The 21,690-nt window shown below is 60.4% G+C and carries 19 protein-coding genes; 10 read left to right on the top strand and 9 right to left on the bottom strand.

Annotation, left to right across the window (positions count from 1 at the left end; all coding sequences use genetic code 11):
- Window positions 1-57: 57 nt before the first annotated feature.
- Complete coding sequence (lysM, locus tag PSEUDOMOFG3G_RS25300; protein WP_047226856.1) at window positions 58-507, bottom strand: peptidoglycan-binding protein LysM; 450 nt, start codon at window positions 505-507, stop codon at window positions 58-60.
- 136 nt (window positions 508-643) lie between these two features.
- On the opposite strand from lysM, the gene PSEUDOMOFG3G_RS25295 reads away from it, so the two are divergent.
- The 4 genes from PSEUDOMOFG3G_RS25295 (at window position 644) to PSEUDOMOFG3G_RS25280 (ending at window position 5,556) form a co-directional block, all read left to right on the top strand.
- Complete coding sequence (locus tag PSEUDOMOFG3G_RS25295; protein ID WP_139048814.1) at window positions 644-1,531, top strand: LysR family transcriptional regulator; 888 nt, start codon at window positions 644-646, stop codon at window positions 1,529-1,531.
- Window positions 1,532-1,624: 93 nt separating this feature from the next.
- A complete protein-coding gene (fdhD, locus tag PSEUDOMOFG3G_RS25290) occupies window positions 1,625-2,464 on the top strand; it encodes a formate dehydrogenase accessory sulfurtransferase FdhD (protein WP_139048813.1) in 840 nt (279 codons plus the stop codon).
- Window positions 2,461-4,809, top strand: a complete 2,349-nt coding sequence (locus PSEUDOMOFG3G_RS25285) for an FdhF/YdeP family oxidoreductase (protein ID WP_047226853.1) — start codon at window positions 2,461-2,463, stop codon at window positions 4,807-4,809. The genes fdhD and PSEUDOMOFG3G_RS25285 overlap by 4 nt, the downstream gene beginning before the upstream one ends.
- 261 nt (window positions 4,810-5,070) lie before the next feature.
- Window positions 5,071-5,556, top strand: coding sequence for a glycine zipper domain-containing protein (locus PSEUDOMOFG3G_RS25280; RefSeq protein WP_047226852.1), 486 nt, complete (start codon window positions 5,071-5,073; stop codon window positions 5,554-5,556).
- An 86-nt stretch (window positions 5,557-5,642) separates the two neighbouring features.
- Here PSEUDOMOFG3G_RS25280 and PSEUDOMOFG3G_RS25275 read toward each other — a convergent pair whose 3' ends face one another.
- The 3 genes from PSEUDOMOFG3G_RS25275 to PSEUDOMOFG3G_RS25265 all read right to left on the bottom strand — a co-directional run bounded on the left by PSEUDOMOFG3G_RS25275 (window position 5,643) and on the right by PSEUDOMOFG3G_RS25265 (window position 9,379).
- Window positions 5,643-6,062: a thioesterase family protein gene (locus tag PSEUDOMOFG3G_RS25275; RefSeq protein ID WP_047226851.1), complete on the bottom strand. Its 420-nt coding sequence runs from the start codon at window positions 6,060-6,062 to the stop codon at window positions 5,643-5,645.
- A 39-nt stretch (window positions 6,063-6,101) separates the two neighbouring features.
- Window positions 6,102-7,343: a 3-hydroxyacyl-CoA dehydrogenase gene (locus PSEUDOMOFG3G_RS25270; protein WP_047226850.1), complete on the bottom strand. Its 1,242-nt coding sequence runs from the start codon at window positions 7,341-7,343 to the stop codon at window positions 6,102-6,104.
- A 107-nt stretch (window positions 7,344-7,450) separates the two neighbouring features.
- Entirely contained in the window at window positions 7,451-9,379 is a 1,929-nt protein-coding gene (locus PSEUDOMOFG3G_RS25265) for an ATP-dependent DNA helicase RecQ (protein ID WP_139048812.1), read from the bottom strand.
- A gap of 251 nt (window positions 9,380-9,630) precedes the next feature.
- Here PSEUDOMOFG3G_RS25265 and PSEUDOMOFG3G_RS25260 point away from each other — a divergent pair, with 251 nt between their 5' ends.
- Both PSEUDOMOFG3G_RS25260 and PSEUDOMOFG3G_RS25255 read left to right on the top strand, forming a co-directional pair.
- Window positions 9,631-10,695 carry a S8 family peptidase gene (locus PSEUDOMOFG3G_RS25260; RefSeq protein WP_139048811.1) on the top strand — a complete coding sequence of 355 codons (1,065 nt, stop codon included), beginning with the start codon at window positions 9,631-9,633 and terminating at the stop codon, window positions 10,693-10,695.
- 149 nt (window positions 10,696-10,844) lie between these two features.
- Window positions 10,845-11,198: a DUF1493 family protein gene (locus tag PSEUDOMOFG3G_RS25255; protein WP_047226847.1), complete on the top strand. Its 354-nt coding sequence runs from the start codon at window positions 10,845-10,847 to the stop codon at window positions 11,196-11,198.
- A gap of 170 nt (window positions 11,199-11,368) precedes the next feature.
- On the opposite strand, the gene PSEUDOMOFG3G_RS25250 is transcribed toward PSEUDOMOFG3G_RS25255, so the two are convergent.
- The 3 genes from PSEUDOMOFG3G_RS25250 to PSEUDOMOFG3G_RS25240 form a co-directional block, all read right to left on the bottom strand.
- The gene (locus PSEUDOMOFG3G_RS25250; RefSeq protein ID WP_047226846.1) at window positions 11,369-12,913 is read right to left on the bottom strand and encodes a phosphoenolpyruvate carboxykinase; all 1,545 of its coding nucleotides are present in this window, start codon (window positions 12,911-12,913) and stop codon (window positions 11,369-11,371) included.
- 178 nt (window positions 12,914-13,091) lie between these two features.
- A complete protein-coding gene (hslO, locus tag PSEUDOMOFG3G_RS25245; RefSeq protein WP_047226845.1) occupies window positions 13,092-13,994 on the bottom strand; it encodes an Hsp33 family molecular chaperone HslO in 903 nt (300 codons plus the stop codon).
- A 149-nt stretch (window positions 13,995-14,143) separates the two neighbouring features.
- Entirely contained in the window at window positions 14,144-14,548 is a 405-nt protein-coding gene (locus tag PSEUDOMOFG3G_RS25240) for an RNA-binding S4 domain-containing protein (protein ID WP_139048810.1), read from the bottom strand.
- Window positions 14,549-14,799: 251 nt separating this feature from the next.
- Here PSEUDOMOFG3G_RS25240 and PSEUDOMOFG3G_RS25235 point away from each other — a divergent pair, with 251 nt between their 5' ends.
- Both PSEUDOMOFG3G_RS25235 and rimK read left to right on the top strand, forming a co-directional pair.
- The gene (locus tag PSEUDOMOFG3G_RS25235; protein ID WP_171061301.1) at window positions 14,800-15,264 is read left to right on the top strand and encodes an ATP-dependent zinc protease; all 465 of its coding nucleotides are present in this window, start codon (window positions 14,800-14,802) and stop codon (window positions 15,262-15,264) included.
- A complete protein-coding gene (gene rimK, locus PSEUDOMOFG3G_RS25230; protein ID WP_047226843.1) occupies window positions 15,261-16,166 on the top strand; it encodes a 30S ribosomal protein S6--L-glutamate ligase in 906 nt (301 codons plus the stop codon). The genes PSEUDOMOFG3G_RS25235 and rimK overlap by 4 nt, the downstream gene beginning before the upstream one ends.
- 122 nt (window positions 16,167-16,288) lie before the next feature.
- On the opposite strand, the gene PSEUDOMOFG3G_RS25225 is transcribed toward rimK, so the two are convergent.
- Together PSEUDOMOFG3G_RS25225 and ompR are read right to left on the bottom strand one after the other, a co-directional pair.
- A complete protein-coding gene (locus tag PSEUDOMOFG3G_RS25225; protein ID WP_139048809.1) occupies window positions 16,289-17,602 on the bottom strand; it encodes an ATP-binding protein in 1,314 nt (437 codons plus the stop codon).
- A 113-nt stretch (window positions 17,603-17,715) separates the two neighbouring features.
- Entirely contained in the window at window positions 17,716-18,456 is a 741-nt protein-coding gene (ompR, locus tag PSEUDOMOFG3G_RS25220) for a two-component system response regulator OmpR (RefSeq protein ID WP_025211284.1), read from the bottom strand.
- Window positions 18,457-18,812: 356 nt separating this feature from the next.
- On the opposite strand from ompR, the gene PSEUDOMOFG3G_RS25215 reads away from it, so the two are divergent.
- Together PSEUDOMOFG3G_RS25215 and PSEUDOMOFG3G_RS25210 are read left to right on the top strand one after the other, a co-directional pair.
- Window positions 18,813-21,137: a Tex family protein gene (locus tag PSEUDOMOFG3G_RS25215; RefSeq protein WP_139048808.1), complete on the top strand. Its 2,325-nt coding sequence runs from the start codon at window positions 18,813-18,815 to the stop codon at window positions 21,135-21,137.
- Window positions 21,137-21,520, top strand: coding sequence for a PaaI family thioesterase (locus tag PSEUDOMOFG3G_RS25210; protein ID WP_047226840.1), 384 nt, complete (start codon window positions 21,137-21,139; stop codon window positions 21,518-21,520). Before PSEUDOMOFG3G_RS25215 ends, PSEUDOMOFG3G_RS25210 begins: the two co-directional genes overlap by 1 nt.
- Window positions 21,521-21,690: the final 170 nt, after the last annotated feature.

Raw genomic sequence — 21,690 nt, 5'->3', positions numbered from 1 at the left:
ACAGATCCAGTGTGGGAGCGAGCCTGCTCGCGATGAAGACGATGCGGTCCTCAAGCTTTATTCGGGAATGCGCAGCACCTGCCCCGGATAGATCTTGTCCGGATGCGACAGCATCGGTTTGTTGGCTTCAAAAATCTTGTTGTACTTGTTCGCATCGCCATAAACACGCTTGGAAATGGCGCTCAGGGTGTCACCTTTTACGACGGTAACGAACTTGGCCTCAGTGGCCACAGGACCCGTCACGGTGATTTGGTCATCGACTTCACTGATACCGTGCACGTTGCCCAGCGCCAACAAAATCTTTTCTTTCTCTTCCTGGGTCGCGGCTTCACCCGAGGCAATGACTTTTTCGCCCTCGACTTTCACCTGGATCTTTGAAGTATCAATGCCTGTCAGCGCCTCCTTTACGTGATTGGTCAGCGCTTCGCTGTTGGCCTGTGCCTTGTCGGGCGTCAGTGCATCAAGAATTTTCTCACCGGCATCTTTCAAAAAACTGAAAAGGCTCATCGTGTTCTCTCCATAGGTTTAAGTGTCCAGACGCAAAAGCCTAGACCAAGCCAAACGAACCCGGTTCCCAGCCGACCAATGACCCTGCCGCGTACAAAGCGCTAGAATCCCAACCTTCCCGCGCCCTGGAACGAAGATGGACATCAAGCAGCTGAAATTTCTCATCGCGCTCGACGAAACCCGCCACTTCGGCCAAGCGGCCGCGCGCTGCCACATCACCCAACCAACCCTGTCAATGCGCCTGCGCAGCCTTGAGGAAGAGCTGGGTCTGCCGCTGGTCAATCGAGGCCAGCGCTTTGAAGGTTTCACCGCTCCGGGGGAGCGGGTGTTGGCCTGGGCACGCACGGTCATGGCGGCCTATGACGGTCTACAGGCCGAAGCGGCGGCCTGCCGTGGCAACCTGGTGGGTACCCTGCGCCTGGGAGTGGTGCCATTGTCGGACTTCGATCCGTTGTCGATGATGCAGCGGCTGCACAGCGAGCACCCTAACCTGCATTTCGAATTGTCATCCTTAAGCTCCGAACGCATCCTCGAACAACTGGCGAACAACCGCATCGACCTGGGCATTTCCTATCTGGAGCGCCTGGACACCGAGCGCTTCGACGCCCTGCCCTTCAACCATACGCGCATGGGCTTGCTCTTTGACCAGCGATACTTCTATTTCGGCGAGCAGCCGCTGAGCTGGGAAGCGCTGATCGAGTTGCCCCTGGGCATGCTCACCAGCGGCATGCATTTTCGTCAGTCCATCGACCACAACTTCCACAGTCGAGGCCTCACACCCCGCCCTCTGCTGCAAACCGACGCGGTGCATCAATTGTTACAAGCCGTGCACGGCGGACTGTGTTGCGCAGTGATGCCGCTGGACAGTGGCGTGGGCATGCTGACCCAGGACTTGCGCATCCAGCCCATCGAAGACGCGCAAACCCTGGTCCCACTGGGTCTGATCATGCGCCGCGGCGCTCCGCGCTCGGCTTTGGCGGAGGCTTGCTTCGCCCTCTACCAGAAATCATCAACGACATCTTGATCGACGTCATCTATTGATAGATCAGTAATAGCGATTAGACGTGGCAGATTGCCGCATTTAGTCTTATCACTATTCCCACTGTCAGTGATGCCTATGAACGACAAGCCTCCGGTCTGTTCTGCGCCTGCGGAGAAAATACCCGCGCCAGCCGCCAGCCAGAGCTATCGCTACTGCAACCTGGACCATTCCCAATCGGACAGCACCGCGCTGGCCGAGGAAGTGGCGCTGGCGATCGCCTATAACGGCATCAGTCAGGCCGTCATGCTGGTCACGCCGTCTGACCTTGAAGACTTCATCGTCGGCTTCAGCCTAGGCAGCGGCATCATTGAACACCCTGCGGACATCTATGACGTGCAACTGAGCGGCGACGGGTCTGCGCAATACGCCCAGGTAACCATCGCCAACCGCGCCTTCTGGAACCTCAAGCAACAACGCCGACAACTGGCCGGCACCAGTGGCTGCGGGCTTTGCGGGGTGGAAGCGGTGGAGCAGGCATTACCGAACCTCAAGGCACTGCCCGGCACGCCACTGCCACCGGCCCAGTGGCTCGAAGACCTGCGTCAACGCATCGGCCAGTTCCAGCCCCTGGGCCAGCATTGCGGCGCGGTCCACGCGGCCCTGTTCATGAACGCCCAAGGCCAATTGCTGCTGGGACGCGAAGATATCGGCCGGCACAACGCGCTCGACAAACTGATCGGCGCGCTGATCCGGCAACAGATCCCGGTGAACGGAGGCGTGGCGATCGTCACCAGTCGTTGCAGCCTCGAATTGATCCAGAAGGTGTTGCGCGCCGGCATCCAGACCCTGGTCAGCCTGTCGTCACCCACCGGCCTTGCCGTGCAGTGGGCCCGCCAGCACAACCTCAATCTCATCCACCTGCCGCAGAAAAGTGCGCCGCGGGTCTATAGCCCTGCGATGGAGAATCAAGCGTGAGCAATCATCAACAAGCCGATCAGAAACCCGTACCGCGCTACAAGCCCTACAAGGGCCCGGCCGGTGGTTGGGGCGCGCTGATCAGCGTCGCCCAGGCCTGGCTGACCAGCGACAATGCGCTGAAGAACCTGCGCATGATGCTCAAGACCAACCAGAACGGCGGCTTTGACTGCCCAGGCTGTGCCTGGGGAGACTCGCCGGAAAGCGGCATGGTCAAGTTCTGCGAGAACGGCGCCAAAGCCGTGAACTGGGAAGCGACCAAGCGCCGTGTCGATGGCGCATTCTTCGCCAAACACAGTGTGACGTCGCTGCTGGAGCAGAGCGACTATTGGCTGGAATACCAGGGGCGCCTGACCGAGCCACTGAGCTACGACGCCGAAACCGACCGCTACAAACCCATCAGTTGGGAAGCGGCATTTGCCCTGATCGGCAAACACTTGCAGGGGCTCTCCAGCCCGAACCAGGCTGAGTTCTATACCTCGGGCCGGGCCAGCAACGAAGCAGCCTACCTTTATCAGTTGTTCGTGCGCGCCTACGGCACCAACAACTTCCCCGACTGCTCGAACATGTGCCATGAAGCCAGTGGCGTGGCGCTGTCCCAGAGTGTCGGCGTAGGCAAAGGCACCGTGACTTTCGACGATTTCGAGCACGCCGACGCGATTTTCGTCTGGGGCCAGAACCCAGGCACCAACCATCCACGCATGCTCGAACCGCTGCGCGAAGCAGTGAAACGCGGCGCCCAGGTGGTGTGCATCAACCCGCTCAAGGAGCGTGGCCTGGAGCGTTTCCAGCACCCGCAAAACCCGATCGAAATGCTTACCAACGGGGATAAACCGACCAACTCCGCCTATTTCCGTCCAGCCCTGGGTGGCGACATGGCCGTGCTGCGGGGCATGGCCAAGTTCCTGCTGCAATGGGAACGTGAGGCGCAAAACACCGGCGCTGCTGCAGTGTTCGACCACGCGTTTCTGAACGAACACAGCATCGACGTACTGGATTACCTGGCCGTGGTCGATGACACTCCATGGGAGCAGATCGTTGAGCAGTCGGGCTTGACTCTGGTCGAGATCGAACAAGCGGCGCGCATGTACGCCATCAGCAAGAACGTGATCATGTGCTGGGCGATGGGCATCACCCAACACCGCCATTCGGTGGCGACCATCCAGGAAATCGCCAACCTGATGCTGCTGCGCGGCAACATCGGCCGGCCGGGCGCCGGTCTGTGCCCGGTTCGCGGCCACAGTAACGTGCAGGGCGACCGGACCATGGGCATCAACGAGCGTCCGCCGGCGGCGTTCCTTGACTCGCTGGAGCGTCGCTTCCAGTTCAAGGTGCCGCGCGAGAATGGCCACAACGTGGTCGAAGCGATCCACGCCATGGCTGACGGCCGGGCGAAGGTCTTCATCGCTCTGGGCGGCAACTTCGCTCAGGCCACCCCGGACAGTGATCGGACGTTCCAGGCCTTGGGCAATTGCGACCTGACTGTGCAGATCAGCACCAAGCTCAACCGCAGCCATCTGGCTCATGGAAAAGAGGCGCTGATCCTACCGTGCCTGGGCCGTACCGACATCGACCTGCAAGTCGAAGGCGCACAAGCGGTGACCGTGGAGGACTCCTTCAGCATGGTCCATGCATCCAATGGCCAATTGCAGCCGCTGTCGAACCAGATGCGTTCCGAGCCCTGGATCATTGCCGGCATCGCCGCCGCCACACTGGGCCACCATCCGGTGGACTGGAACTGGCTGGTGGCGGACTACAACCGCATCCGCGACCTGATCGCCGATACCATCCCGGGGTTCAAAGACTTCAACGAAAAGCTCCAGAACCCCGGCGGCTTCTATCTGGGCAACAGCGCCGGTGCACGTCGCTGGAACACCGCCTCAGGCCGCGCCAACTTCAAGCCCAACCGGCTGCCGACCGACCTGGTGCATGAACGCACCCGCGCCACCGGGCAGTTGCCTGACCTGATCATGCAGTCCATGCGCTCCCACGATCAGTACAACACCACCATCTATGGCCTCGATGACCGCTATCGCGGCGTGAAGGGCCAGCGTGACGTGTTGTTCGTCAACGAAGCGGACATCATTCGACTGGGCTTCAAACCTGGGCAGAAGGCCGACATCGTCTCGCTCTGGGATGACGGCCGCGAGCGACGGGTCAAAGGCTTTACCCTGTTGGCATTCGACATTCCCGCCGGACAGGCCGCCGCCTATTACCCTGAAGTGAATCCGTTGGTGCCGTTGGAGAGCACCGGCGACGGCAGCCATACCCCGACTTCGAAATTCGTGGCGATCCGTCTGGAAGCAGCGAGCGAGAATGGGCTGATTCTGGCCAAGTCGGCCTGACACAACGTGCCAGGAGATTAGGTTGTGTGGGAGCAAGGCTTGGCTCCCCACAATCCTGCTTTTCAATCGCCCACAAAAAAGCCGTTTTCCATAGAAAACGGCCTGTCCGAAGTAGCTAAAGACCGGCGAAAATCTGTTAAGTTCCGCCCAAAAAACAATAACTTATCGAATTGTGCACAAGTCGTGTTACTCGTCGGATTTCGATTGTAACCAAGCGAAGCCAGCCTCAGGATCGCGCCGTCATCCCTTTGAGGCTCCTCTATGAAGTTCTCCTCGATTCTCTTGTTGTCCCTTGGCCTGATCAGTGGCGCAGCCTCTGCCGGTGGCACCACCGAAGCAGGCGTGGGCGGCGCATTGGGCGGGGTTCTGGGTTCTGTGGTCGGCCAGTCCTTGGGCGGCAACACCGGGTCCACCATCGGCGCAGCCTTGGGTGGCGCGGGTGGCAGTGCGGTCGGTGCGGACAAACGCAGCCGCGGCGAAGCAGCGATTGGCGGTGCGCTGGGCGCAGCCGGCGGTAACGTGGTCGGCCGTAGCGTAGGCGGCACCACCGGCAGCCTGATCGGTGCAGCAGCAGGCGGCGGCGCTGGCGGTGCACTGGGCAACTATATGGGCAAGGACGATGACGACGATCGTCGTTATGACGGTCGCCGTGGTGATCGCCGTTACTACCGTGACGGCCATCCAGGTCGTGGCCATGCCTATGGGCATCGCAAGCACAAGCACAAACATCGCTATCACGACGATTGATCACTGGCTCTAACCAGTAGTCGATAGAAAATCGCAGTCTTCGTCAGCGCTTCTCAAGCGTCTGACAGGAGACTGCGATTTTTCGCTTAAATCACCAGCCGTTCCAAAGCGGCGCGCAACCGATCCGGAATCGCCACTGGCCGATTCGAAGACCGCTCCACAAAAACATGCACAAAGCGCCCCGCCGCGCAGGCCTCCTCCTCCCCCGCCTTGAACACCGCCAGCTCATACTGCACTGAACTGCTGCCCAGCTTCCCCACCCGCAGACCGATTTCAATCCGGTCGGGAAAGGCGATCGAGGCAAAGTAGTCGCAAGCCGAACTCACCACGAACCCCACCACCTCCCCATCGTGGATATCGAGGCCGCCGACCTCGATCAGATAAGTGTTCACCGCCGTGTCGAAAAAACTGTAATAAGTCACGTTGTTGACGTGACCGTACACGTCGTTGTCGTGCCAGCGTGTGGTGATCGGTTGCAGGTGCGGGTATTCGCTACGTTGGGGCATCAGGTGTCCTTTACGGTTGCTCAATGGTTCATGCGTTGTTCAGGATTTTGAGGCCTGGTGTTGTGCGAATCCCTTGCCCTGGGCCGCCAGCTCCCCGATCAGACGCGCGGGCTTCCAGTGGTCCCCCTGCTTCGTTTCGAGTTCCAGCAGCCGTGCATGGATGTCTTCAAGTCCCTGATGGTCGGCCCAGGCCATCGGGCCGCCCTTGTCCGCGGGGAAGCCGTAGCCGTTGAGATACACCAGGTCGATGTCATGAGCCGACTCGGCAATACCTTCCTGCAGGATTTTCGCGCCCTCATTGACCAGCGCCAGCAAGCAACGCTCGAGGACTTCCTCGGGGCCGATCTCGCGACGCTGAAAACCCAACGTTTCACTGACTCGCTGCACCAGCGCATCGACCTCTACATCATGCTCGGCCTGGCGACTGCCGGCTTCGTAGTGATAGTACCCGTTGCCGCTTTTCTGGCCGAACCGACCCAGTTCGCACAAACGGTTGTCCACTTGCACCTCGGGTGCATCCTGACCTTTGCCCGCCAGTTCCCGAGCGCGCCACTCCAGGTCGATGCCGACGACGTCGTACATGCGAAACGGCCCCATGGCGAAGCCGAAACCCTGCAATGCCGCGTCAACCTGATGGGGAAACGCCCCTTCCAGCAGCATCTTGCGCGCCTCCAGCACATAGGGGTGAAGCATCCGATTGCCGATGAACCCGTGGCAATTGCCCGACACCACGCTGACCTTGCCCATGCGCTTGCCCAATACCAGGGCTGCGTCCAGCACCGCTTTGGAGGTTTGCGCACCACGAACGATTTCCAGCAACTTCATGATGTGCGCCGGGCTGAAGAAGTGCAGACCCAACACCTGGGTGGGGCGGCGGGTGACGGCGGCAATCGCATCGATGTCCAGCGCCGAGGTGTTGCTCGCCAGAATGGCTTGCGGCTTGAGCAAGCCGTCCAGCTCGCGGAAGATCTTCTGCTTGAGCTCAAGGTTCTCGTAAACCGCCTCGATGACCAGATCCACATTGCGGATCGCCGCGTAGTCATCTGCCCGCGTCACCCTGGCGATTCGGGCATCGGCTTCACCCTGGTCGATACGGCCCTGGCGCACGTTGTGGGCATAAGTATCGGCCACGGCAGCTAACGCCTGTTCCAGCATCTGCGGGTTGTTGTCGACCCACTGCACCGTCACGCCGGCGTTGGCCAGGCACATCACGATGCCCCGCCCCATAGTGCCTGCACCGACTACGGCGGCGCGCTGAATATCGAAGGGTGTCTGGCTCATGTTTGCTCTCTTGTTGGCGATCCAAAGACAGCCCTCACCTTAGTCAGCCGCAGAATATTTTTGAAATTTATTCGTGTGATGGCGGGCATTCATCGGATGGATGCGGATTACAAAGCCGCTTGAACCCAGTGGCGAACTTCGGCGTACGGGTAATCCTCCAGCTGCGCATATCCTGGAATCGTCCGTGCCTTCAGCTTGGTGAACAACGGCACGCTGATGCCGCAGAGGAACCGGGTCACCCGCTCCGCAGAGGGGGCACTGCCGGTATGCTGCTCGTGCCTGTTGATAAAGTCGCCACACAGCGCGTTGAAGTCTCTGTCCACCAGTACTGGTAATGGTGGTGGCTCCGGCAGACGGGCAACGTGTCCATGGCACACCGAACAATGACCACAGCGCTGCGGTGCACTTTCATCGCCGAAATACTGGGCCAACCGATAACCGAGGCAATGATCGGTGGCGAACAGTTCGAGCATCGCGTGGATCCGCGCGATCTCCCCACGCTCGTGCCGGGTGAAATAGTCGTGCAACTCGGCGCTCAGCGCCTGAACGTCGAACCCTGCTTCAAGCACGTTATACACCTCGGTCATCTGTTTGCTTTCCAGCTCGACCCAGCCCTTTTCCTGAAAGTAATCCAGCGCCTTGACCACGCGGTTCCGCTCGGCGTGATACAGCTGGTACATCCCGTCGAAATCCACCGTGGCCCAGGTACGAGCACGGCTGGAGGTCTGGATGATGGCCGAGACGAACGCCTGACGCTCACCTTCGAAGTGCTCGAGCAATGCCTGCGGCTCGATCAGAAACTTGAAGCGATACTCCGCGAAATAGGCATAACGCGGCGCGATCAGCCGGCGCAGTTCCAATTGCACCAGCAGCGTCTTGAGCGGCAGTTGCCGGATGTTGCTCTTGTCCGCCAGCGGCCCCAGCAAAAACTCCCATTGCCCATCGGCCGCTGCGGCCTTCAACTCATCAAGCACGCACCGAATACCCATCAGCTCCGGCGTATCACCATAAACAAAGTTTTCCAGCACATTGAGGCTGTCACGGTTGGCCAGGACCAGACAATCGGACGGCAACCCATCACGCCCCGCCCGGCCGATCTCCTGGCTGTAGTTCTCGATGGATTTAGGCAGGTCGAAATGCGCCACGTTGCGGATATCACTCTTGTCGATACCCATGCCGAAGGCGATGGTCGCAACGATGCAATTGCACTGCCCGCCCATGAACCGTCGCTGAATGGCTTCGCGTTGTTCATGAGGTAAGCCGGCGTGATAAGCCTCGGCCCCAATTCCATGCTGGCTCAAGTGCTCGGCAATCTGCTCGGCGGTTCGCTGCAAGGTGACATAGACGATGCTCGGCTGCCCGGCTCGCTCGCCCAGCCATTGCACCAGTCGCCGCCGTTTATCCGCGCCGCGCACCGGTTCCACCAGCAGGTTGAGGTTAGGTCGATAGAAGCCGGTGGTGACCACATCGTCGGGGGCGATGGCGAACTTCGCCTGCATGTCCGCGATGACTTTGGGCGTTGCGGTGGCCGTCAACAGCAACACCTGGGGAATGTCGAACTGACGCTGGTAGTCGGGGAGCTTGAGGTAGTCGGGACGAAAGTTATGCCCCCATTCGGAGATGCAGTGGGCCTCATCTACCACCAGCAACGAGATCGGTACCTGCTGCAGGAAATTGCGAAAGCGCTCGTTCTTCAGCCGCTCCACCGAAATCATCAGAATCTTCAACTCGCCCGAACGGGCCCGTGCCATGACCTCGCTGGCTTCGTCACGACGCTGGACTGAATCGATACTCGCCGCCGCAATGCCATGGCGATGCAGGAACGCCAGTTGGTCCTGCATCAGTGCCAGCAGCGGCGAGACCACCAGGGTCAGATGCGGTAATAGCAGGGCCGGCAATTGATAGCACAGGGACTTGCCCGAGCCGGTAGGAAAAATGGCCGCTGCCGACCGACCGGCAAGTACTGCGCTGACGGCAGCTTCCTGACCGGGGCGAAACTGCGGATAACCGAAAACCTGTTCCAGGGTGCTGTGCATAGGCGGTCACTCCTTGACTGCTGCGATGCCAAAAGCCTAGCCGGACGGCGCAGGGAGTCGAGAAAAGGTTTGGGGGGAAAACGATACCGGATGATACAGCCTCAGCGCCTTTGTGCTTTGCCATGAGGCGATACAAATCCAGGCACTTTGATGCCTCGTTCCCGTTTCGCTTGCAAGGTAAGGTGCGCCATCCACTCATGCGTTACAGGCCTGGAAGCCTGGCGCTCAAGACTCCGCTCAAGGACTGAACCATGTCACATCCATTTTCCGCGCTACGCACCCTGGCGCTAACGTCGGCCTCACTGCTGGCCGGTTGCTTGACCATTCCAGCACAACCCGACATGCGAACCACCGTGTTCGAAACACCGGAATACCGCGCCCAGCAAGGTCTGGCCATCGTCAAAGCCTCAGCTCTGTATGCCCGGGGTGGCACCGGCCGGAACGTGACCGTGGCGCTGATTGACTCTGGACTGAACAGCAGCCTGACGGAGTTCGAGGGCAGGCTGGGTGACCCCGGATTCGACCATGTCGAAAACCGTCCCGGTACCCTTGACCGGGTCGGTCACGGCACGCAAATGGCCGGCATCCTCGCCGCCAACAAGGACGACCAGGGCATGCATGGCATCGCGTTTGAGGCCAGGTTGATCCCCTTCCGTTTCGGCGACGACAACGAACCGTTTTTTTTCGACAGCGAAATCGCACAGTCCTGGCAAAGCGGTTTCGACAAGGGCGCGCGCCTGTTCAATAACTCGTGGGCCAACGCCATCCCCGCCACCGAAATCACTGAAGCACGTTACAACCAGGTGATGCCCGACTCCCTGGCCGCTGCCCGAAAACTGGTGGAAGACGGCGCCGTATTTGTCTTCCCGACCGGCAATGAGCTCAAGCGCGAGCCCTTGGCCGAACCTGGGTTACCGGCAGCGTTGCCGGAACTGGAGAAAGGCTGGATCGCGGTCGTGGCGTTGAAAAACGATGGCAGCACCATCAATGGAAAATCCAACTATTGCGGCGTCGCAGCCGCCTGGTGCATCGCCGTACCCGGCGGCGACGCAGGTCCACAGGCAGGCCTGCTTACCGTGGGCAAGGATGGCCGTTACGTGCAAACCGCCGGCACATCCCCAGCCGCCGCGTTGGTCAGTGGCGCACTGGCCGCGCTGCAAAGCCTCTACCCGCAGCTCAACGCACAGCAAGTGCGCGAACATCTGCTGGCGACAGCCAACCGCACTGGCATCTACGCCAACAGCGAAGCCTACGGCAGAGGGTTGATGGACCTTGAGGCGGCCTCACGACGCGCCCCAGGACCGCTGGCTGACTGAATCAGGAGGCCGCTACCGCTCGCGGCTGTCGAAGCCTCCCGGACAGTTCCTAGACGGTCGTGGGATATTTCTTCTTTTTCCAACGGGCAAAGATTTCGCCCTAAACTTTCCACCTATACAGACGCCACCCTCACCCCGGACATTTTTTCATGTACCTCGCCCCAGATTTTCCTGACGACCACGCCATGCGCCAGCTCATGGAACTGCTCCATGAAGAAATCGGCCTGCCGGAGCGCAAGACAATCCGTCTGGACACCGCCATCAATCTCGACTTGGGCTGTGACGGCGCGGACGCTCGGCATCTGATGGAAGCATTGGAGGAGCGGTTCGCCCTCGACCTCATTGACTACGACGCGTACCGCTACTTTCAGCCGGAAGGATTTGATGTGTTTCAAAAGCGCAGGGCCAAGGGCCGTGGCAGCAAGGTGCCACTGACCATTGGGATGCTCTACAAAGCAATCAAGGCTCAGCGCTGGGAGACGCAGGAAGTGGAAGGGGTGTAGCCGAACGGCACGCATTAAGTGGCATTATTCTGGCTGTTTACCGTGATTCCAGGTGGAATAATGGCTGCTTTCGAGCCGGGAGCAGCACAGCATTGCATCCGCCCCCTCAAAAGCCGTCCATAAAAAAACCGCCCTGAAAAAGGGCGGTTTTTTCATTCGCTCACCAAGCCTTACAACTGCGGTCCAGCCGCCTTGATCGCGTCGCTCACTTCAAACTTCTTGAAGTTCTCGATGAACAAGCCGGCCAATGCCTTGGCGGCTTCGTCGTACGCAGCCTTGTCGGTCCAGGTGTTGCGTGGGTTCAACAGGCCAGTCTCAACGCCCGGAACGGCAAGCGGCACGTCCAGGTTGATGATGTCCAGGTGCTCGGTTTCAGCACCGATCAGCGCGCCGCTCTGAATTGCCGCGATCACCGCACGGGTGGTCGGGATGTTGAAGCGCTTGCCGACGCCGTAGCCACCGCCGGTCCAGCCGGTGTTGACCAGGTAGACCTTGGAGCCGAAGCCGCGGATACGCTTGATCAGCAGCTCAGCGTATTCACCAGCAGGACGTGGGAAGAATGGAGCGCCGAAGCAGGTGGAGAACGTCGACTTGATGCCGCTGCCCGAACCCATTTCAGTCGAGCCCACCAGTGCGGTGTAACCGGACAGGAAGTGGTAGGCCGCTTGTTCTTCACTGAGGATCGACACCGGCGGCAGTACGCCGGTCAGGTCGCAAGTCAGGAAGATCACTGCGTTTGGCTCGCCACCGAGGTTTTTCGGTGCGCGTTTTTCGATCAGTTCACGCGGGTAGGCGGCGCGGCTGTTCTGGGTCAGGCTGTCGTCGGCGTAATCGGCTTTCTTGGTGACCGGGTCCAGGACAACGTTTTCCAGTACGGCGCCGTGCTGGATGGCTTTCCAGATAACCGGCTCGTTCTTCTCGGACAGGTCGATGCACTTGGCATAGCAACCGCCTTCAATGTTGAAGACCACGCCAACACCCCAGCCGTGCTCGTCATCACCGATCAGGTAACGGCTTTCATCGGCGGACAGCGTGGTTTTGCCCGTGCCCGACAGGCCGAAGAACAGGGTTACATCGCCCTCTTCGCCCATGTTGGCGGCGCAGTGCATAGGCAGTACGTCAACCGCTGGCAGCAGGAAGTTCTGGACGGAGAACAGCGCTTTCTTCATTTCACCGGCGTAACGCATGCCGGCGATCAGTACTTTCCTGGCCGCGAAGTTGATGATCACGGTGCCGTCGGAATTGGTGCCGTCGCGCTCAGGCTCGCAGACGAAGTTCGGCGCGTTGAGGATCTGCCATTCATCCTTGCCACCGGCGTTGTACTGCTCGGGGTTGATGAACAGGCAGCGGCCGAACAGGTTGTGCCAGGCAGTCTCGGTGGTCATCTTGACCGGCAGGTAGTGCGCAGGGTCGGAACCTACATGAACATGGGAGACAAAACGCTCACGCTCGCCCAGATAGGCTGCTACGCGGTCCCACAGGGCGTCGAACTTGTCGGCCGGGAACTTGCGGTTGATCGGGCCCCAGGCAATGGCGTCCTGGGTGGTCGGCTCTTCAACGATGAAACGGTCAACCGGTGAACGACCGGTACGATGACCGGTGCGAACAACCAGCGCGCCAGTATCGGCAAGCTCGCCTTCACCGCGACTGAGGGCTTCTTTGACCAGATCATCGACACTCAGATCGGTGTACACGGCGTTATTGGCTTGCGTCATGAGATTCCCCGTCGGCCTGTGGCCGAGTGCTCCAAACGTTTTGTAGTAGGAAGTCGCGCACTACTACCCGAAAAAAGTGGGCCGGATTATGCCAGAAAAGCCCAAAAAAAGTAGGGCCCTCCCGTCAGTACGGCGTAAATCCGGCGTTTGCCAGGAGATTTACCTGCGCTGAACCGTTTTAGTGACGAGTATCTGACGGTGTGTCGACACCCGCACCGGCGAACAATTGGGCGATGTCCGCAGCGTCGAACAGGTAGCGCTCGTTGCAAAACTGGCAATCGATCTCGATGGCGCCACCATGCTCGATCACCAATTGCTGCGCATCTTCCAGACCCAGACTGACCAGCGCATTGCCGGAACGTTCACGAGAGCAGCTGCATTGGAAGCGCAACGGCTGAACGTCGAACAGGCGGACCTGCTCTTGATGGTAGAGACGATGCAACACGGTTTCGTTGTCCAGGCTCAGTAGCTCATCGGCGCTCAGGGTGCTGGCCAGAGCGGTGATGTGCTGCCAGCTGGCGTCACGTTCTTGCGGGTCGCGAAGGCGATCGGCGGGCAACTGCTGCAGCAGCAAACCACGGGCACGCCGCCCGTCGGCATAGAGCCAGAAGCGAGTGTTGGTCTGTTGCGACATGACGAAGTAGTTGGTGAAGCATTCAGCCAGAGACGTGCCATCGAGATCGACAATACCCTGGTAGCGCTTGCCGTGGGTTGGATCGACCGTCAGCGCCAGCACGCCATCGGGCATCATGTCGGCCAGGGTCGCGTCGGGGGCGATCTGCTCGGCGTGATAACGGGCCAGGCCACGGATCTCGCGTTCGCTGGAGCATTCGATCATCAACAATGGCACCGGGCCTTCGGAACGGGCCTGGAGAATCAGCAAGCCATCGAATTTCAAGGTGCCGACCAGCAGCGCCGCAGCCGCCATCAGTTCACCGAGCAGTTGGGCGACCGGTTCCGGATAGGGATGCTTGGCAAGAACTTCGGCGTAGCTACGCTCCAACGCCACCAGTTCGCCACGAGTGTCGCTGTCATCGAAGATGAAGCGTTGGGTGTAGTCGGTATCCGGCAAATCAGTCATAGGGTCTGGTATCTGAGGTGATGACAAAGGATGAAGGGCATTTTATGGACATTCCGGGTGGGTTCCAAGCAAGGCCAGGGTTTGTCGGACGGGATGGGGCTGACTGCGCATCCGAGCCACAGGCACTGCGGCCTTAAATTGCCGATCTTTTATTCGCTATTGCTGCCATGAAACTTGAACAGATCCCGACGCTGCTTCTTGCTGGGCTTGCCATCGGTGCTGACCCCCAGGGCGCCGGCCTTGCGCTGGGCGGCTGCGGTTTCGCGCCGGGCGATACTGGCTTCGGTCTCGCGATACAGCGCCTGCGCTTCAGGCGCGCCGCGGCGCACGATCGACAGGGCTTGGACAACCACGGTTTTTTCGTCGAACCCGGCGCGAATGACATATTCGTCGCCGATGCGAGGCTCCTTGCCCGGCTTGCAACGTTCGCCCCGGTGATGAACCTTGCCGCTTTCGATGGCGGTCTTGGCCAGGGCGCGGGTTTTATAGAATCGCGCTGCCCACAACCATTTATCGAGACGGACCTTGTCGTCTTCTTCCTTTTTTTGTGCCACTGCAATTCCTCTTTCAGCCAATAGTCAGAACTGTACTACCGTTTTTGTCGAGCGCACGAATTCGGTCCGACGGATAGAATGTCGGCCGAACTGACTTGCGGCACGATGCGGGCCGGTATCGGTTACGAGCGGAAACAGGTGTGTAGATAACTGTCGCCATTTTGTGATTATTCTGCGTGAATACCGCGATTCGCGGGCTCCACGATCCGATGTACTGATCGCAGGTTTTTTTATTGAAGACTTTTGACCATCTGACCGTTGTCGGTCTGCGCGAGTGGGTGGCGCTCCCGGATCTGGGTGTCGCGGGCCTGCGGGCAAAAATCGACACCGGCGCCAGCACCTCCAGCCTGCACGCCACCGACATCGAGCCGTTCGAGCGCGACGGTGAAAAATGGGTGCGCTTCACCGCGCATCTGGGAACGGTGGTGCAGTTGCGCCATCGTCGCTGCGAAGCCCCATTGGTGGCGCGCAAAACGATAAAAAGCTCCAACGGCCACGCTCAGGTTCGCTACGTGATCAGCACGACGCTGGCACTGGGGGATCGGATCTGGCGAGTCGAGTTCACGCTTGCCTGCCGCAAGTCCATGCGATATCGCCTGTTATTGGGTTCCAAAGCCTTGATCGACGGCCAGTTGGTGGTCAATCCGGGCATCAAATACGTTCAAGACAAGCCGGTGTTCCCGGTGTCCACTACCTCTGCCACAGGTGTTGCATGAAGATCGCTGTGCTGTCGCGTAATCCGCGTCTGTATTCCACTCGTCGCCTGGTTGAAGCCGGGACCGAACGTGGCCATGAAATGGTGGTGATCGATACCCTGCGCGCCTACATGAACATTGCCAGCCACAAGCCGCAGATCCACTACCGTGGCAAGCCGCTGGAAGGGTTCGATGCGGTGATCCCGCGCATCGGTGCGTCGGTAACGTTCTATGGTTGCGCCGTGTTGCGCCAGTTCGAAATGATGGGAGTATTTCCCCTCAACGAGTCCGTGGCCATCGCCCGCTCCCGGGACAAGTTGCGCTCGCTGCAATTGTTGTCGCGCCGTGGGATCGGCTTGCCGGTGACCGGTTTTGCCCACTCTCCCGACGACATTCCCGACCTGATTGCCATGGTCAACGGCGCGCCACTGGTCATCAAGGTGCTGGAAGGCACCCAGGGTATCGGCGTAGTGCTGTGTGAAACCGCGACGGCCGCCGAGTCGGTGATCGAAGCGTTCATGGGCCTGAAGCAGAACATCATGGTCCAGGAATACATCAAGGAAGCCGGCGGCGCGGACATTCGCTGCTTCGTGGTCGGCGACAAGGTGATCGCTTCGATGAAGCGCCAGGCCAAACCCGGGGAATTTCGCTCCAACCTGCATCGCGGCGGTAGCGCGAGCCTGATCAAGATCACGCCGCAAGAGCGCATGACTGCCCTGCGCGCCGCTAAAGTCATGGGCCTGGCCGTGGCGGGTGTAGACATCCTGCGTTCCAATCACGGGCCGCTGGTGATGGAGGTCAACTCCTCGCCGGGCCTGGAAGGGATCGAAACCACCACGAGCAAGAACGTGGCGGGGATCATCATCGAGCATCTGGAAAAGAATGGCGGGCCGAACATGACCCGGACCAAGGGTAAGGGTTAACTCATAGGTGGGAGCGAGCCTGCTCGCGATGGCGGCGTGTCAGTCAACATCAATGCTGCTGATCCACTGCTATCGCGAGCAGGCTCGCTCCCACATCAGTTCTTGAGCAAACGGGTGTATCCCTATACCGCATCCCTAGGCAACAACAGCCCCAACGGCAACCTCACCCGCGCTTCCAGACCACCACCGACGCGGTTGCGCAATTCGACATTGCCGCCGTGCATCGAAGCGATGCGCTTGACAATGGCCAGGCCCAATCCCGTGCCTTTTCCGCCCCGGGCACGGTCGCCCCGGGTGAAGGGGTTGAAAATGGCTTCCAGTTCCGACGGATCGATCCCGGCACCGCGGTCCATGACGCTGAGCACCACATAAGGTGCGCTGGTATCACCGGAAACATAAGCCGCCACTTCGACGCCCGTGCCGGCGTGATTCAAGGCATTGCCAATCAGGTTATTCAGCAATCGCTTCATCGACACCCGGCGCAGCGGGAACGGCTGGATCGGCTCCAGGCGCAGGTGCACTTTTTCGCTGTTCTGGTTATAGGGCGCGGCCACTTCCCGTACCAGCTCGCTGAGATCGACTTCTTCCACGGACTCGTCCCGACCGTCGCGAATGAACGCCAGGAACTGATCGAGAATCGCGTCCATGTCTTCGATATCGCGGACCATTTCATCGGTCAGGTCGGTATGCTCGCCCATCAACTCCAGCGACAGCCGTAAACGGGTCAACGGTGTGCGCAGGTCGTGGGAGACGCCCGCAAGCATCAGTTCACGCTCGCGTCCGGCCTGCTCGACGTCCTCGGCCATCTGGTTGAAAGCGCGGTACACCTCGGTCATTTCACTGGGAGTGTCGCTGATGGGCAATCGCACGCTACGGCCCTGGCCCAATTGTCGGGCCGCGTAGACCAGACGCTTGAGCGGCTGATTGAGCTGGCTGACGAAGATCCACGCCGAAGCGGTCGACAACAGGCCGATGGCCAGGAACCAGCCAAGCACGTTCCAGATTTTCTGGCCGCGCAACGGGTGGGGGTACAACGGTACCTTCAACCAGCCATCCCCCAGGCTCGGCGCACGGACCCACAGCGCCGGAGGCGAGTGCATACGCAAGCGCACTTCGGTATCGGCGCCGAGTTCGTCCTGCATCTGCCGTTGATAGATCTCGCTGTAAGGCCAGTGTTGTTCGCCTTCCGGCACGCCAGCGCCAACCACCCGGATCAGGGTCGCCGCTTCGGCGATCTTCTCCCGGTTGGCTTCGTCGGCGGCCCAATAGGCTCGAAGGGTCAAGGCAACGCCGTGGCTGTACTGCCGGTCCACCAGCACATCTTCGTTCATCAGCAAGTAGACGAGCGTCAGTGCCTTGGAAAAGAGCACGACAATCAGCACCAGCCAGAGGGTGCGGGAGAAGAAGCTCTGGGGGAACCAAACGGGGGTTTTCATGAATAGCCGCTACACACTTGCAGGAGCGAGCGATGCTCGCACAATAACGGACCGCGAGTCGCCTGCAGGAAGAAATTCAACCCGCCAGGCCACCCGCTCCTACAAATCACCGATCACTTGCTGGCGGCGCCATCCGGCACGAATACATAACCCACGCCCCAGACAGTCTGGATATATCGCGGCTTGGAAGGATCAGGCTCGATCATCCGGCGCAGACGGGAAATCTGCACGTCGATGGATCGCTCCAGCGCATCCCATTCACGGCCACGGGCCAGGTTCATCAGCTTGTCGCGGGTCAGCGGCTGACGGGCGTTCATCACCAGGGCCTTGAGCACGGCGAACTCACCGGTGGTGAGCATGTGTATTTCATCGCCGCGCTTGAGCTCGCGAGTGGCCAGGGACAGTTCATAGTCGCCGAAGGTCACGCTTTCATCTTCGCTGCCCGGGGCGCCAGGCACCGGGGCCGACTGACGACGCAACACCGCCTTGACCCGGGCCATCAGCTCGTCCGGGTTGAACGGCTTGGCCAGGTAATCGTCAGCGCCCAGTTCCAGACCCTTGATACGGCTCAGCTCATCGCCCTTGGCCGTGAGCATGATGATCGGGATCTGGTTGTTCGCGCCACGCAGGCGACGGCAGGCTGTCAAACCATCTTCACCTGGCAGCATCAGGTCGAGGACCACCAGGTTGAAGACCTCACGGGCCAGCAGCCGATCCATTTGCTCGGTGTTCGGTACGGTGCGGGCACGGTAGCCCTTGCTGACGAAAAAGCGCTCCAGCAGGCTGCTCAGCCCCGGATCGTCGTCAACAATAAGAATTTTTTCGCCTTCAGCAGTTTGTGCAGTGCTGCTCATAGGAAGCTCCTTTGATCTCGGCGCGCATTATGGCCTAGCTGCCGTTATACGCACCGTGTGCATTGTTAGCAGATTTTTCCTCTATCTCCAGTCATCCGGGTATCGAGCCTACAGACCACGACGCCCCCTAAGAACGCAACGCTGGTTATAATGCGCGGCCTTTTGTGCCAGGGAATGTCGGATCGTGATCCCGACCCATCGTTTTTTCCCTTGCCAGGCAGCACTTTCTGAATTTCGCGGGTCAACAGGCAGCCTCTTGACCCAGGCAGCGGCGCACGCCAGGCCGCTCAACCAGTCTCGCCGAGCCCAGTTTTTTGCGGTGGCGAGTCTGATTTCACAATTTTTCAGGTGGTTTTATGGACAGCATCAACAGCCGCATCGCCGAGGAACTCGGCGTACGCCCACAACAGGTCGAAGCGGCCGTCGCGCTACTGGATGAGGGCTCCACGGTGCCCTTTATCGCCCGTTACCGCAAAGAAGTGACCGGCAGTCTCGATGACACCCAATTGCGTCATCTGGAAGAGCGCCTGCGCTACTTGCGAGAACTCGACGAGCGGCGCGTCAGCATCCTGGCCAGCATTCAGGAACAGGGCAAGCTGACCCCGCAACTTGAGCGTGACATCAAGCTGGCCGACACCAAGACCCGTCTCGAAGACCTGTACCTGCCCTACAAGCAAAAACGCCGCACCAAGGGCCAGATCGCCCTGGAGGCCGGCCTCGGCGAGCTGGCCGACGGCCTGTTCAACGACCCGACCCTGTCCCCGGAAACCGAAGCCGCGCGTTTCGTCGATGCCGAAAAAGGTGTGGCGGACGTGAAAGCCGCGCTGGAAGGCGCCAAGTACATCCTTATGGAACGCTTCGCCGAAGACGCCAACCTGCTGGAAAAACTGCGCAATTACCTCAAGCAGGAGGCTACCCTCAGCGCCCGCGTGATCGCCGGCAAGGAAGAGGAAGGCGCCAAGTTCCGCGACTACTTCGAACACGACGAACCGCTCAAGAGCATGCCGTCCCACCGCGCCCTGGCAATTTTCCGCGGCCGCAACGAAGGCATTCTCAGCTCCGCGCTGAAGGTGGGCGATGAGTTGCCCGGCACCATGCACCCGTGCGAAGGCATGATCGGCCAGCAGTTCGGCATCCAGAACCAGAACCGCGCCGCCGACAAATGGCTGGCCGAAGTGGTGCGCTGGACCTGGAAGGTCAAGCTCTACACCCACCTGGAAACCGATCTGCTGGGCGAGCTGCGCGACAACGCCGAGACCGAGGCGATCAACGTCTTCGCTCACAACCTGCACGATCTGCTGCTGGCCGCACCGGCCGGGCCGCGCGCCACCCTGGGCCTGGACCCGGGCCTGCGTACCGGTTGCAAAGTGGCCGTGGTGGACTCCACCGGCAAGCTGCTGGACCATGCCACGGTCTACCCCCATGTGCCGCATAACAAGTGGGACCAGACCCTCGCCGTGCTCGCCGCGCTATGCGCCAAGCATTCGGTGGACCTGATCGCCATCGGCAACGGCACCGCCAGCCGGGAGACCGACAAACTGGCCGCCGAACTGATCAAGAAATACCCGGCCATGAAGATGACCAAGGTCATGGTTTCCGAGGCCGGCGCTTCGGTTTATTCGGCGTCGGAACTGGCCTCCAAGGAGTTCCCGGACCTGGACGTGTCGATTCGCGGGGCGGTGTCCATCGCCCGTCGCCTGCAGGACCCGCTGGCGGAACTGGTGAAGATCGATCCGAAATCCATCGGTGTCGGCCAGTACCAGCACGACGTTTCCCAGTTGAAACTGGCCCGGGGCCTGGACGCCGTCGTGGAGGATTGCGTAAACGCCGTGGGCGTGGACGTGAACACCGCTTCGGTAGCGCTGCTGGCGCGCATCTCGGGCCTCAACGCCACGCTGGCGCAGAACATCGTCACCCACCGCGACGAACACGGTGCGTTCAAGACCCGCGCCGCATTGAAGAAAGTCCCGCGCCTGGGTGAAAAAACCTTCGAACAGGCCGCCGGTTTCCTGCGGGTCATGAACGGCGACAACCCGCTGGATTCGTCGGCTGTCCACCCTGAGGCCTATCCACTGGTGCAACGCATCGCCGCCCAGACCGACCGCGACATCCGTTCGCTGATCGGTGACGCCGCGTTTCTCAAGCGCCTGGACCCGAAAAAATTCACCGACGAAACCTTCGGCCTGCCCACCGTGACCGACATTCTTCAGGAACTGGAGAAACCCGGCCGCGACCCACGCCCCGAGTTCAAGACCGCCGAGTTCCAGGAAGGCGTCGAAGACCTCAAGGACCTGCAGCCGGGCATGATCCTCGAAGGCGTGGTGACCAACGTCACCAACTTCGGGGCCTTCGTCGACATCGGCGTGCACCAGGATGGCCTGGTGCACATCTCCGCCTTGTCGGAGAAGTTCATCAAGGACCCGCGCGAAGCGGTGAAGGCCGGTGATGTGGTGAAAGTGAAGGTCATGGAAGTCGACATCCCGCGCAAACGCGTCGGTCTGTCGATGCGCATGAGCGACACACCGGGCGAGAAGGTCGACGGTGCCCGCGGCGCTCGTCCGGGCTCGACACCGCGCCAGTCGCAGAACACCGCGCCGCGCAAGGAAACCACCACTGCGGCCCCGGCGAACAACGCCATGGCCTCGCTGTTCGCCAACGCCAAGCAGTTGAAGAAACGCTGATGGACGCGCCAGCCGGGTTGGTGGAAAGCGCGTTTTTCAAGCTGCTCGGCTGCCGTCTGCACAGCCTGGGGGACGGGGTGGCGCAAGTCGCCCTGAGCCTTGAGCCACCGCTGCGCAATCGTGGCGGCAAGCTGCACGGCGGCGCGCTGTTCAGCCTGGTGGACATCGCCATGGGCCTGGCTTGTTCCAGTGTCCACGGCTTTGACCAGCAGAGCGCGACCATCGAATGCAAGATCAACTACATTCGCGCCGTTTCCGACGGTGAGGTGCTCTGCACGGCCCGGGTCATCCACCCGGGTAGGCGCACGCTGGTGGTTGAGGCCGAGGTGATGCAAGGCGACAAACTGGTCGCAAAAGCACAAGGCACGTTCGCAGTCCTATAGCTCCCTGTCATCGATTTGGGTTAATTTCGGCGCTGCGAATGCGGTGTCGATATCCCCTGTGGGAGCGAGCCTGCTCGCGATAGCGGTGGACCAGTCAATGTAAAGTTGACCGACATACCGCTATCGCGAGCAGGCTCGCTCCCACAGAGGGCCGCGACGAATTGTCTTTG

The sequence above is a fragment of the Pseudomonas sp. FG-3G genome (assembly GCF_901007645.1).
GTDB lineage: Bacteria > Pseudomonadota > Gammaproteobacteria > Pseudomonadales > Pseudomonadaceae > Aquipseudomonas > Aquipseudomonas rhizophila.
The sequence above is the reverse complement of the archived record's forward strand: the minus strand, read 5'-3'. Positions and strand labels throughout refer to the sequence as shown.